This window comes from Pseudomonas petrae (assembly GCF_021728295.1).
Taxonomy (GTDB): Bacteria; Pseudomonadota; Gammaproteobacteria; order Pseudomonadales; family Pseudomonadaceae; genus Aquipseudomonas; species Aquipseudomonas petrae.
In genome coordinates this window covers 410693-422873 of the sequence record NZ_JAKJXE010000004.1, presented here as the reverse complement: position 1 = coordinate 422873, position 12181 = coordinate 410693, and the positions used below count along the sequence as shown (strand labels likewise).

Annotated in this window: 12 protein-coding genes; 8 read left to right on the top strand and 4 right to left on the bottom strand. The window is 59.5% G+C overall.

The window, feature by feature from the left end:
• The first annotated feature begins 340 nt into the window (after window positions 1-340).
• Window positions 341-1582, top strand: a complete 1242-nt coding sequence (locus L4G42_RS09585; protein ID WP_237254716.1) for a glutamine synthetase family protein — start codon at window positions 341-343, stop codon at window positions 1580-1582.
• A 54-nt stretch (window positions 1583-1636) separates the two neighbouring features.
• On the top strand, window positions 1637-3115 hold the full coding sequence (locus L4G42_RS09580; RefSeq protein WP_237254710.1) for an MFS transporter: 1479 nt from the start codon (window positions 1637-1639) through the stop codon (window positions 3113-3115).
• 308 nt (window positions 3116-3423) lie between these two features.
• Here L4G42_RS09580 and L4G42_RS09575 read toward each other — a convergent pair whose 3' ends face one another.
• From L4G42_RS09575 to flgA, 4 genes are all read right to left on the bottom strand, one after another.
• Window positions 3424-4164, bottom strand: coding sequence for a flagellar brake protein (locus L4G42_RS09575; protein WP_237254711.1), 741 nt, complete (start codon window positions 4162-4164; stop codon window positions 3424-3426).
• An 82-nt stretch (window positions 4165-4246) separates the two neighbouring features.
• Complete coding sequence (locus tag L4G42_RS09570) at window positions 4247-4714, bottom strand: flagella synthesis protein FlgN (RefSeq protein ID WP_074893095.1); 468 nt, start codon at window positions 4712-4714, stop codon at window positions 4247-4249.
• A 49-nt stretch (window positions 4715-4763) separates the two neighbouring features.
• Window positions 4764-5081, bottom strand: a complete 318-nt coding sequence (gene flgM, locus L4G42_RS09565; RefSeq protein ID WP_237254712.1) for a flagellar biosynthesis anti-sigma factor FlgM — start codon at window positions 5079-5081, stop codon at window positions 4764-4766.
• 170 nt (window positions 5082-5251) lie between these two features.
• Window positions 5252-6013 (bottom strand): flagellar basal body P-ring formation chaperone FlgA, encoded by a 762-nt coding sequence (gene flgA, locus L4G42_RS09560; protein WP_237254713.1) that lies wholly within the window; start codon window positions 6011-6013, stop codon window positions 5252-5254.
• A gap of 73 nt (window positions 6014-6086) precedes the next feature.
• On the opposite strand from flgA, the gene L4G42_RS09555 reads away from it, so the two are divergent.
• The 6 genes from L4G42_RS09555 (at window position 6087) to flgE (ending at window position 11938) form a co-directional block, all read left to right on the top strand.
• Complete coding sequence (locus tag L4G42_RS09555; protein ID WP_237254714.1) at window positions 6087-7019, top strand: chemotaxis protein CheV; 933 nt, start codon at window positions 6087-6089, stop codon at window positions 7017-7019.
• Window positions 7020-7063: 44 nt separating this feature from the next.
• Entirely contained in the window at window positions 7064-7891 is an 828-nt protein-coding gene (cheR, locus tag L4G42_RS09550; protein WP_237254715.1) for a protein-glutamate O-methyltransferase CheR, read from the top strand.
• 1094 nt (window positions 7892-8985) lie between these two features.
• A complete protein-coding gene (gene flgB / locus L4G42_RS09545; protein ID WP_074893064.1) occupies window positions 8986-9393 on the top strand; it encodes a flagellar basal body rod protein FlgB in 408 nt (135 codons plus the stop codon).
• A 3-nt stretch (window positions 9394-9396) separates the two neighbouring features.
• Complete coding sequence (gene flgC / locus L4G42_RS09540) at window positions 9397-9840, top strand: flagellar basal body rod protein FlgC (RefSeq protein WP_133775926.1); 444 nt, start codon at window positions 9397-9399, stop codon at window positions 9838-9840.
• Between the two features lie 15 nt (window positions 9841-9855).
• Complete coding sequence (locus L4G42_RS09535) at window positions 9856-10575, top strand: flagellar hook assembly protein FlgD (RefSeq protein ID WP_237251479.1); 720 nt, start codon at window positions 9856-9858, stop codon at window positions 10573-10575.
• A 28-nt stretch (window positions 10576-10603) separates the two neighbouring features.
• Window positions 10604-11938, top strand: a complete 1335-nt coding sequence (gene flgE, locus L4G42_RS09530) for a flagellar hook protein FlgE (RefSeq protein ID WP_237251478.1) — start codon at window positions 10604-10606, stop codon at window positions 11936-11938.
• The last annotated feature ends 243 nt before the right edge of the window (window positions 11939-12181 follow it).

Here is a 12181-nt window from a genome sequence, read left to right as displayed (position 1 = left end):
TGATACGCGCTGCGGGCTGGGCCCGTTGACGCACGGCGTGCCGCCCTCGGAGTACTGGCGGGCGGAGGTCCAACGCTCTGCGTCATCGAAATGGCGTTTGCGGCGCTATGGCACCGAAAAAGCAAGAAGTCGGCCAACCCGCCATGCTGCAAAGATGCGCTTGATATTCCGAACGCCTGATGCTTATTTTGTACGCCTTGCCGCCCTGCGGCGTGCCCAACGAAAAAGGATTTGAGTCATGAGCAGCGATGACCACCATTCACTCGCGCAGCGACTGATGGGCATTGATGAAATTGAATGCGTCACGCCGGATTTGAACGGCGTGCCACGAGGGAAGGTGATGACCGGCGAGGGTTTTCTCGAAGGCCGTCGGTTGCAGCTGGCGCGGGGTGTGCTGCTGCAATGCATCATGGGCGGCTATCCGCCGTCAAAGTTCTACGGCAGCGACGATGGCGACCTGGCCCTGATCGCCGACCCGCAGCAGACCCATCGTCTGCCGTGGAGCGACGAGCCGCGCGCCCTGGCGATTTGCGACGCTGACGAGCTCGACGGCCAGCCGTCGCCGCTGTCCACCCGCGGCCAGCTCAAATCCGTGATCGCCCGCTATGCACGGCATGGCTGGTCGCCGGTGGTGGCCACCGAGCTTGAGTTCTTCGTCTTCGCGGCCAACCCCGATCCGCGCCAGCCCTTCCAGCCGCCGGTCGGTCTGGACGGTCGTCGCGAAGAGGGCCAGTCGGCGTTCAGCATCAGCTCCAACAACGGCCTGCGACCGTTTTTCAAAGAGGTCTATGCCTGCATGGCGGCGCTGGGCCTGCCCCGCGACACGGTCATGCACGAGATGGGCGTCAGCCAGTTCGAGATCAACCTGCTGCATGGCGATCCGCTGCTGCTGGCGGACCAGACCTTCCTGTTCAAACACATGCTCAAAGAGGTCGCGCTCAAGCACGGGCTGATCGTGGTGTGCATGGCCAAACCGCTGGCGCACACGCCCGGCAGCTCGATGCACATTCACCAGAGCGTGGTCGACACCCGCACCGGCAAGAACATCTTCAGCGACGATGGGGGCGAGGCCACCGCGCTGTTTCATCACTTCATCGGCGGACAGCAGGCGGCGATGGCCGACTTCACCGCGTTGTTCGCGCCCAACGTCAATTCCTATCAGCGCCTGTGCCATCCGTTCGCTTCGCCGAACAACGCCTGCTGGTCCCACGACAACCGCGCGGCGGGCCTGCGCATTCCGGCCAGCGCACCGGTCGCCCGTCGGGTCGAGAACCGTCTGCCCGGCGCTGACGCCAACCCTTATCTGGCGATCGCCGCCAGCCTGGCCGCAGGGCTCTATGGCATCGAGCACACACTGGAGCCGTCGCCGCCGATCCAGGGCGAGTTTGTCGTGCCCGATAATCTGTCGTTGCCATGTACCCTGCACGCTGCCCTGGAACGTCTGACTCGCAGCACGTTGGCCAAGGAACTGTTTGGTGCCGAATTCATCGAAGGCTACGTCGCGTCGAAGACCCTGGAACTGACCAGCTTCTTTAACGAAATTACCCCCTGGGAGCGCCGCGTTCTGGCCGCTCAGGCTTAAGAATCGCTGTTCGGAAATCCTCTGAAGCCGAGGGTTTCCGTCTTTTGGAAAGCTATGCGCCAAATCTGGAAGTCCTTTCGAGCGCTGTATTTTGCCTCGCTGATGATGTTGATCGGCTCGGGCCTGCTCAGCACCTACCTTGCCTTGCGTCTGGCCGCCGATCAGGTCGATGGCCTGTGGGTCGGTGCGTTGATGGCAGCGAACTATGTCGGCCTGGCCCTGGGCGGCAAGATCGGTCACCGGCTGATCGGCCGGATAGGGCACATCCGTGCCTACGCAACCTGCGCCGGCATTGTCGGCGCGGCAGTGCTGGGCCACGGGTTGTTCGACTACCTGCCGGCGTGGATCTTCCTGCGGATGATCGTTGGCCTGGGCATGATGTGCCAGTACATGGTCATCGAGAGCTGGCTCAACGAGCAGGCCTCGCCCAAGCAGCGCGGCACAGTGTTCAGCCTGTACATGATCGCCTCGTACCTGGGGCTGGTGCTCGGCCAACTGATTCTGGTCATCCACCCGCAGCTCGGCCCTGAGCTGCTGATGCTCGTGGCGATGTGCTTCGCCCTCTGCCTCGTGCCTGTGGCAATGACCCGCAGCATTCACCCGGCGCCCATGCACCCGGCCCCGCTGGAGCCGCTGTTCTTCATGCGTCGGGTGCCGCAATCCCTGACCACGGTATTGAGCGCCGGCATGATCATCGGCTCGTTCTACGGCCTGGCGCCGTTGTATGCGGCGCAACAGGGGCTCTCGACCGAACATGTCGGTCTGTTCATGGCCAGTTGCATCGGCGCGGGCCTTATCGTCCAAGGCCCGCTCGGCAAACTCTCGGATCGCTATGACCGCGCCTGGCTGATCCGCGGCGTTGCCGGGTTGCTGGTGCTGGCATCCCTGCCGCTGGCGATCCTCCCCAGCGTGCCGATGGAGCTGCTGCTGGCGGTTGGGTTCCTGGCGTCCTTGCTGCAGTTTTCTCTGTATCCGCTGGCGGTGGCCTTCTCCAACGACCACGTCGAAGGCGAACGCCGCGTCTCGCTGACCGCCATGCTGCTGATGACCTACGGCGTCGGCGCGAGTATCGGCCCGCTGGTGTCCGGCGTGTTGATGAAGATGTTCGGCAGCAACATGCTCTATGCCTTTGTCTGCTGCGTGGCACTGGTGCTGGTGACGCGCATTCGTCCGAAAGCCGTCACCAACCTGCACCAGGTCGAAGACGCCCCGCTGCACCACATCGCGATGCCCGACAGCATGTCCAGCTCGCCCCTGGTGGTCGCCCTTGACCCTCGGGTGGATGAGCAGGTGGTGCAGGATCAGATGCAGGACGTTGAGCCTGAGCCTGAAGTTTCGTCAGAGGTTGCGCCGGATGTGGCGGCCGAAGCTGAAGTGCAGCCCGATATGGTGGAGCGGGTTGTGGCGTCGGGTGAAGGCGTTGTGCGGCCGGTGGCGATTATGGATGAGGAAGTGGCTGCTGAACCTGATGCGGCTGGGCCGGAGGAGGCGCTTGAGGTGCGGCGGGATGTTGGGGTGGATCGGCCGTTGTGATTAGGTTGATCCCAATCTCGCCGAATACCTTCGCACCGCCGCAATACCTGTAGGAGCGACCGGGGTGGCGCTCCACCTTGCCCGCGAAGGCGGTGGAACTGTGACATGGGTGTCGCCTGACCCACCGCGATCGCGGGCAAGCGCGCTCCTACAGTTGATCTTAGGAAACCGACAAATTGCGGCGCACTGAAAATCCATTGTGGGAGTGAAATTGCTCGGAGGGCTGCAGACGATGAGGTGTGAGCGCAGCAAGATTCAGCAACCGGCCAGCACGCCCTGAAGCGCGCCAGCACGGTCACCACCCACGATCAGAAATCGTCGTCTTTGTCGAAGCGTCGCGCTTCGCGCTGCAGCTGATACACGAAACGCTCGACCTGACGCTGCACCAATCCACTCATGTTGTGAAAGCGCACACCGGCGAACGTGGTGTTGATCCTTTCTTCGAAATGCAGATAGCGCAGTTCCACCGGTGTGGTCATGTTGCCGAAGGGCAGGGAGGCGATGAATCGCTCATAGACCTGACCCAGCTGCATGCGCTCGGAGATATCGCCCTCAAAGCGCAGCTTGCAGCCAGTGGCGGAGACGTCCAGCAGTTTGCCGCGCAACGGGAATTTCAGTCTGTCGCCACCGATCTCGACATCAATCAGCGAAGCCAGCTTCAGCGCCGCGCGAAACGCATTGCGGCGCTGGTGATAGACGACTTCTTCAGGCAGCGGGCCGCGATAGCTGCGCGGCTCGTCGATCACCGTCATTTGGGCTTTGCTTTCCCAGGCGATGCGCACACCGTCGTGAAAGCCTTCGACCCGGAAGGGTTCACCGCTGGCAAGGAAACGCTCACCGTCACGGGGGATCATCTCGTCGAGAATCATCTCGTTGGTGTCGCGGTTCACGTCGATCACGTAGCTCTGAAACCGCTGGCTGCGTTCGTGAAACGTGATGATCAACGGGTCATGACTTTCCATCAGCAGCCGCAGATTGGCGGCGATTTCCAATGGGGTGGTCAGTACCTTCGGGGGCTGCGGAATATCTTCCGCGCTTGAGGCATTCACGGTCTATCCATCTCCAGGCAAATAACGGCAGCGTGCAGCGTGCGGCATATTGCCACCACGGTGCGCACCTTGATACAAGAACTTACGCCTGACTGAGCGGACGCGGCCTGGCCTTGCCCGACGTCGAACCGCGGCTGTCATACAGCGTGGGGGTGTCGCCGCCGTTGAGAATCCTCAACTGCTGTGCCGTCGTGAGTTGCTGGAGCTGGATAAGGCTGCCGTTCTGTTCGTTGGCCGCCTGGCATTCACTCATCAGTGCGCTGAGTTCATCGCCTGCGGTCAACAAGGCTTCACCCACTGACGAATGTTTCGCCACTTCTTCGAGTCCCGCACGATTGGCGGGCAGGCCCAGGCTGGTCATCAGCTGGGTACGTCGGCGTCCATGCTGCTCGAGCACGATCACCAGCGCCTGTTTCTGCGCCAGGATGTGTTCCATCTCGACCATATTGCGCCCGTGAAGCGCCACTGATTCGGCCTTCAGGATGTCCAGCAGATGCCGGGTTGGCGCAATGTCGTCCGTGATCAGTTGAAGCAATGTAGTGTCTTGCATCGCATGCCCTGGTGTTTAAGCGTCCAGAAGCCCCTGCGCAGACCGGGGGCTAGCGCTGGGCTTCGAAGTTAAGCAGTTTGCTTGCAACACGATTGCTGTCGACCTTATAGCTGCCGTCGGCGATGGCCTGCTTCAACTCAGCCACACGGGCGCTGTTGACGACAGGCTGATCACGCAACGAATCACTGATCTTCTGCAACTGTTGAGCTTCGCTGCTCAAATGTACTGCCTCACCGCTACCGGGCACGCTCGAGGTGCCGCTGACCGCTGCCGTAGCTTCGGTTTTGCCGGCTTCCTTGGTGCTGGCTGTACGTGTTGTACCGCCAACGGTAGTGGAGCTGTTCAAACGATTGAAGTCGATGACCATGATTGAAAAACCTCTGGGTTCTAGGACGCTTGCCTTGGTTTCGGCCAGACCCGGAATAACTTTAGGGCCCGTGCGAAAACAGTCCCGAATGGACTTCGCACGGAGCACTGGGGTTCCGAGTGTAGGAAAAGCGCAAGCGCAGCGCCAGAGGTCTTACCCTCAGATGTCAGTTACATAGCGACCTCAACTTGCCCGGGCGCAACGATGTTGGCCTTGATCACGCGTTGGGAGTTGAGGTTCTTCACCCGTATTTGCTCGTTGAAACCGCCATCGGACAGGGCTTCGCCCGGCATGCGCACGCTCATCGAACCACTGCGTGCGCTGATCACGACCTGGTCGCCCTTGTGGACCATTTGTGGTTGATCGAGGTGGACGGGCGTCAGGATCTGGTCGATGACCGTTGGTCGGACAACTTTCTGCCCGACCGCCTGATCGACCGAATCCAGGAAGCCTTGCCCCAGCAGGCTCACGTCACGTTCGCGCAGCGCCACATCGTTTTCAGTCACGATCGCGTCGCGCTTCATGGGCCGCACGGCCGTGACCACATTGCGGTAAAGATGTACCTGGGCCGGCACAAACACCGTCCACGGGGACGTGCCTTCACAGCGCACTTTCACAGTCACGCGGCCGATGGGCTGAGCCGGGCTTTCCAGCGACGCTGTCAAATCCTTGTCGCACAGCGGCATACGCAGACGCGGATCCAGCTGCTTGACTTCGATTTCATAGCGGCCGGCGGTTTGGTTGGTCGCCATGTAGTCTTCAACTGTGAATTCAAGAAAGCCCTGGGTCACGCCGATAAGTGTTTCAGGCAGGGTCATGTTGTCCGCGCGGCTCAGGCTGGCGGCACACAACAGACACAGCGCGACCAGCACGCAGAGAAAGCTGCGGGTTGCGGGTGCCGGGCGTCGGGATACTGTCGTTTGTGTGTTCATGATGAGTAAATAGCAAGGGCCGTGCCGCTTACCGATCCGGTAGCGCAATTGGTCGTTTTGGGAGGAGTGGTGCATGGCTGGTGTGATGGATTCAGTAAACCAGCGCACTCAACTGGTAGGGCAGAACCGCCTTGAACTGTTGCTGTTCCGGTTGGACGGCAAGCAGTTATATGGGATCAACGTGTTCAAGGTAAAAGAGGTGCTTCAGTGCCCAAAACTTACCCACATGCCCAAATCCAGTCCGATTGTGCGCGGTGTGGCAAGCATTCGTGGCGGGACCATCCCGATCCTCGATCTGGCATTGGCGACCGGCGGCAAGCCGCTGGCTGACATTACCAATTCCTTTGTGATCATCACGGAGTACAACACCAAGATTCAGGGCTTCCTGGTGCATGCGGTGGAACGCATCGTCAACATGAACTGGGAAGACATTCATCCACCACCCAAGGGCACCGGTCGCGACCACTACCTGACGGCAGTGACGCGTCTGGACAACCAGTTGGTGGAAATCATCGACGTCGAGAAGATCCTCGCCGAAGTGGCGCCGGTCTCCGAGAACATCTCGGTCGGCGTGGTCACGGCGGAGGTGCAGCACAAGGCGCTCTCGCTGCGCGTGTTGACGGTCGATGATTCCTCGGTGGCGCGCAAACAGGTGACGCGTTGCCTGCAAACCGTCGGCGTGGAAGTCACGGCGTTGAATGACGGTCGTCAGGCACTCGATTTCCTGCGCAAACTGGTGGAAGAGGGCAAGAAGCCGGAAGAAGAATTCCTGATGATGATTTCCGACATTGAAATGCCGGAAATGGATGGCTATACCCTCACTGCGGAGATTCGCAACGACCCGCGCATGCAGAAGTTGCACATCGTGCTGCATACGTCATTGTCCGGCGTGTTCAACCAGGCGATGGTCAAGAAGGTCGGCGCTGATGATTTCCTGGCCAAGTTCCGGCCGGACGATCTGGCGGCGAGGGTAGTAGATCGTATCAAGGCGGCAGATATCAGCTGAGGAGGGGTTTTCCTCCTTGCTGTTCACATGATTTGAGAGGCGGCATGTCTACAGGTAATTTGGATTTTGATCAGTTCCGGGTATTCCTGGAAAAAGCCTGTGGCATTTTGCTGGGTGAAAATAAACAGTATCTGGTCTCCAGCCGCCTCAACAAGTTGATGGAGCAGCAGTCCATCAAGTCGTTGGGTGAGCTGATCCAGCGCATCCAGACCCAGCCGCGCAGTGGTTTGCGCGAGCAGGTGGTCGATGCGATGACCACTAACGAGACGTTGTGGTTTCGCGATACGTACCCCTTCGAGGTGCTGAAGAACAAGGTCTTGCCGGAGGCGATCAAGGCCAGCCCTGGCCAGCGTTTGCGCATCTGGTCGGCGGCGTGTTCGTCGGGGCAGGAGCCGTATTCGTTGTCGATGACGATCGATGAGTTCGAGCGCAGTAACCCGGGGCAGTTGAAGTCGGGCGCGCAGATTGTGGCGACGGATTTGTCGGGTTTGATGTTGAACAATTGCAAGACGGGTGAGTACGACAGTCTGGCCATCGGCCGGGGTTTGTCGCCGGACCGTTTGCAGCGTTTCTTCGATCAGAAGACGCCAGGGCGCTGGACGGTGAAGGCGCCGATCAAGAGCCGTGTGGAGTTTCGCTCGTTCAATTTGTTGGACAGTTATGCGGCGTTGGGCAAGTTCGATATCGTGTTCTGTCGCAACGTGCTGATTTATTTTTCGGCGGATGTGAAGAAGGATATTTTGTTGCGCATTCATTCGACGTTGAAGCCTGGGGGGTATTTGTTCCTTGGGGCGTCGGAGGCGTTGAACGGGTTGCCCGATCATTATCAGATGGTGCAGTGCAGTCCCGGGATTATTTATCAGGCCAAGTGATTGGCTGCGCTTTCTTGTTAGAACCCGCTTAGGCGGGTTTTTTCATTTTGTGTTGGCGTTGCCGGTTTTGTAAGTATCCGTTTTTTGTGGTGGCGCCAGGAGGCCCGGCCTAACGGCCGGACTGTTTCGCCTTCGGCGAGTTACTTGGAAAAGCACCCCAAGTAACCAAGGGTGCTTGCTCCTGGCTAGGCCCTTCCTTCGTCAGGGTTCCTTCACTCCGGTCTCGCTCCGTGGGCCCGCGCCGAACGGACATCCATGTCCTGACGGCGCTCTCGCCGCATCCATGCGGCTCGGCCCACTGCGCGAGAGCTGCGTTCAGCCTGCACCCAAGTCGCGATTGGCGGTGACTAGACTTTTTGTGTACGAAGATCAAAAGCGCTGCGCAGATCAAGAGCTTCCCGGCTAAAGCCGGTCCTACAGGTATTAGCGCACGGTCAGTAGGACCGGCTTTAGCCGGGAAGGGGCCCGTTTGGTCACCATCAATTCTGTGACGTGCCCGCTGACATCTTCCCGGCTAAAGCCGGTCCCACAGTCGAGGTCGTCGCCACTTTTTCTGAATACACGCGCTGCTATTTAGTGGGACCGGCTTTAGCCGGGAAGCTGTTGATCTTGATCTTCATACACATAACGCCCAGACGACACCTATCGCGACTTGGGTGCAGGCTGAACGCAGACGACGCGGAGTGGGCCGAGCGGCATGGATGCCGCGAGAGCGCCGTCAGGACATGGATGTCCGTTCGGCGCGGGCCCACGGAGCGTCGTCGGAGTGAGGGAACCCGACGAAGTCGGGCCTAGCCAGGAGCAGGCACCCTTGGTTACTTGGGGTGCTTTTCCAAGTAACTCGCCGAAGGCGAAATATCTGCCGTTAGGCAGATGCTGTTAACGGTCAGCAGGACCGAGCACGGATGTAACGGCAAAAAAACGGCACCTCCCTTGCCGCTTTCCTCTCATCAAGCGGAAATCCCTTGCCGCTTTTCTGTCATCCCTCCCCACCAACACCCCTGCAGCCCCCGCAAATCCGCACTTCCAGCAAGTGGCACGCACCTTGCTATAACTCTTGCACGTACATCTGGTCAGCCCTCAAAGGTCCCGACATGAGCATCAGTTTTGAAAACGCCCTCGGCATCCACGAAAAAGCACTCAACTTCCGCGCCCAGCGTGCCGAAGTGCTGGCCAACAACATCACCAACGCCGACACCCCCAACTACAAGGCGCGCGACCTCGACTTCTCCAAAGTCCTGGCCGCCGAAAGCGACAAAAGCAAAAACGGCCACTTCGCCCTCGACATGACCAACAACCGTCATATCGAAGCCGAAGGCATGAGCGATGGCGAAGCCAGCCTGCTCTACCGCACCCCGTCGCAGCCGTCGCTGGACCAGAACACCGTCGACTCCCAGGTCGAAAACGCCAACTACGCCGAAAACGCCATTGGTTTTCAGGCCAGCTTCACCTTGCTCAACAGCAAATTCAAAGGGCTCGTTGCAGCCCTGCGCGGAGAGTAATCCATGTCCCTGTCCAGTGTTTTCAATATTGCCGGTAGCGGCATGAGTGCCCAGAACACCCGCCTCAACACCGTGGCCAGCAACATTGCCAACGCCGAAACCGTGTCCTCCAGCATGGACAAGACCTACCGCGCCCGCCATCCGGTGTTCGCCACAGTCTTCCAGGGTCAGGAATCCGGTGGCAGTGCATCGCTGTTCGAAGACCAGGGCCAGGCCGGCACCGGCGTACAGGTTTCAGGCATCGTCGAAGACGCCTCCAACCTGGAAGCACGTTACGAGCCAAACCACCCGTCAGCCGACAAGAACGGCTACGTCTACTACCCGAACGTCAACGTCGTCAACGAGATGGCCGACATGATCTCGGCCAGCCGTTCGTTCCAGACCAACGCGGAAATCATGAACACCGCGAAAACAATGATGCAGAAGGTCCTGACCCTGGGTCAGTGATAAAGGGCGAAATCCATGACGGTCTCAAACACAGACGCTACCTCGTCGTTCCTCAAAGGGCTGCAAAGCACGACCCCCGGAACCACAGGCACTAGCACCAAATCCAGCACCAGCAGCCTCACCGGGTCCAGTTCGCTGGGCAAGGATTCATTCCTGCAATTGCTGGTCACGCAAATGCAGAATCAGAACCCGCTCGATCCGCAGGACAACAGCGAGTTCGTGGCGCAGCTGGCTCAGTTCAGCAGCCTGGAAACCATGCAGAACCTGAGCACCTCGGTCGATTCGATCAGCACCATGTACCAGTCGTCGCAGGCATTGCAGGCCTCGTCCCTGGTCGGCCGTTCGGTGACCGTGGACGCCGGTTCGACCTACGTCGACACCAGCAAGGCCATGACCGGCTCGGTGGTGTTGCCATCGTCCAGCACCGCCACCACGGTGAAGATCTACGACAGCACCGGTACCAATGTCGTGCGCACCATCGACCTGGGCACTCAGCCAGCCGGCACCACATCCTTTAGCTGGGATGGCAAAGATGAAAGCGGCGCAGCGGTGGCAGCGGGCAATTACAGCTTCGTCGCCAACGGCAGCCTCAACGGCACCGCTACTAATCTGAGCACTTACCTGCCAGCGACAGTGAACAGCGTGACCATGGGCACAACGGGCTCTGACATGACGTTGAACCTCGCCGGCGGCACCCAGGTGGCACTGGCAAAAATCAAGCAAATCGGAATTTAGAGCCGACTAGACGGCGCAGGAGTTAATCATGTCTTTCAATGTTGGTCTTAGTGGGCTCTATGCTGCAAACAAAAGTCTCGACGTTACCGGCAACAACATTGCCAACGTCGCGACCACCGGTTTCAAATCTTCCCGTGCGGAGTTTGCAGACCAGTACGCCCAATCGATTCGCGGCACGTCCGGCGGCACCAACACCGGCAGCGGCGTCACCACCGCCGCGGTTTCGCAGCAGTTCACCCAGGGCACGCTGAGCACCGGTACCGGTCGCAGCCTGGACCTGGCGATCAACGGCAACGGCTTCTTCATGATGAGCAACAACGGCGAGAAGCTCTACACCCGGGCCGGCGCTTTTCACACCGACACCGATGGCTACATCGTCAACGAAGCGGGCAATAACCTGCAGGGCTACAGCGTTGACGGTCAGGGCAACGTCGCCACGGGCGTGCTGAGCAACCTGCGTGTCGATTCGTCGAACCTGGCGCCGAAAAGCACCAGCTTGATCACCGTCGCTTCCAACCTGAACTCCTCGTCGACGGTTCCGACTGTAGCGACGTTCTCGCCGTCGGACACCAACAGCTACACCACCACCTACAGCACGCCGCTGTATGACAGTCAGGGTAATGAGCACACCCTCGACCAGTATTTTTCGAAGACGGGCACCAATACCTGGACGATGTACAGCCTGGTTGACGGTCGCAGCATCAGCGATCCCACGTCCACCAAGGCTGACGCGACAGCCGTGACCTTCGATTCTTCGGGTGGCTTGATCACCAGCGGCACCGGCGCCCCTGATACCACCAACTCGCCAAACGTGGGGGTGGGTACGGACGGTGTTTTCACCATCAACAACTGGGTACCGTCTGCCAAGACTACCGTTGGCAGCACCACCACCTGGTCGAGCAACGGTGCGTCCGCCAACGCGGGCGGTATCAAGCTCAACATGCTGGCGACCACTCAGACCAACTCCGTGTCGGGTGCAATCACCAAGACCCAGAACGGCTACGCCACCGGTCAGATCACGGCCATGAACATCGATGCCAACGGCAAGATGTTCGCGACCTACACCAACGGTCAGTCGACGGTCATCGGTCAAGTGTCTTTGACCAACTTCGCCAACGTTCAGGGTCTGGCACCGGCAGGCGGCACCAATTGGCGCGAATCGTCCGCGTCGGGCATCCCGGTCACGGGTGCGCCGCAGTCGGGTACGCTGGGTTACTTGACCGGGCAGGCGCTGGAAGAGTCCAACGTCGACCTGACCGGTGAACTGGTCAACCTGATCAAGGCGCAGAGCAACTACCAGGCGAACGCCAAGACCATTTCGACGCAGAGCACTATCATGCAGACGATCATTCAGATGACCTGATAACGGTCGCTGGATACGCTCGATCAAGCCCCTCTCGGAGGGGCTTTTTTTTGCCTTTTTTTCGGGATGAAACATCAAGAGCCGTCCCACTCTACAACTGGAAACTTCCTACTTTCGTCTTTGCGAGAATTAAGTTCGCTGACAAATAAATGCCATTGAGCGGCGCCGTTTATGCGGTCCGTTCGATTGCATTCCTTTGCCCGCGAATCTCGATGCATTGACGAGCGTGTCGTTGAACAACGA

Excerpts from the sequence above, each read along its gene's own strand:
- flgB (WP_074893064.1), top strand. The coding sequence starts at position 8,986 with ATGAGCATCAGTTTTGAAAACGCCCTCGGCATCCACGAAAAAGCACTC.
- flgE (WP_237251478.1), top strand. The coding sequence starts at position 10,604 with ATGTCTTTCAATGTTGGTCTTAGTGGGCTCTATGCTGCAAACAAAAGT.
- flgA (WP_237254713.1), bottom strand. The coding sequence starts at position 6,013 with ATGAACACACAAACGACAGTATCCCGACGCCCGGCACCCGCAACCCGC.
- L4G42_RS09570 (WP_074893095.1), bottom strand. The coding sequence starts at position 4,714 with ATGCAAGACACTACATTGCTTCAACTGATCACGGACGACATTGCGCCA.
- L4G42_RS09585 (WP_237254716.1), top strand. The coding sequence starts at position 341 with ATGACCGGCGAGGGTTTTCTCGAAGGCCGTCGGTTGCAGCTGGCGCGG.
- L4G42_RS09535 (WP_237251479.1), top strand. The coding sequence starts at position 9,856 with ATGACGGTCTCAAACACAGACGCTACCTCGTCGTTCCTCAAAGGGCTG.
- L4G42_RS09580 (WP_237254710.1), top strand. The coding sequence starts at position 1,637 with ATGCGCCAAATCTGGAAGTCCTTTCGAGCGCTGTATTTTGCCTCGCTG.
- cheR (WP_237254715.1), top strand. The coding sequence starts at position 7,064 with ATGTCTACAGGTAATTTGGATTTTGATCAGTTCCGGGTATTCCTGGAA.
- flgM (WP_237254712.1), bottom strand. The coding sequence starts at position 5,081 with ATGGTCATCGACTTCAATCGTTTGAACAGCTCCACTACCGTTGGCGGT.
- L4G42_RS09555 (WP_237254714.1), top strand. The coding sequence starts at position 6,087 with ATGGCTGGTGTGATGGATTCAGTAAACCAGCGCACTCAACTGGTAGGG.
- flgC (WP_133775926.1), top strand. The coding sequence starts at position 9,397 with ATGTCCCTGTCCAGTGTTTTCAATATTGCCGGTAGCGGCATGAGTGCC.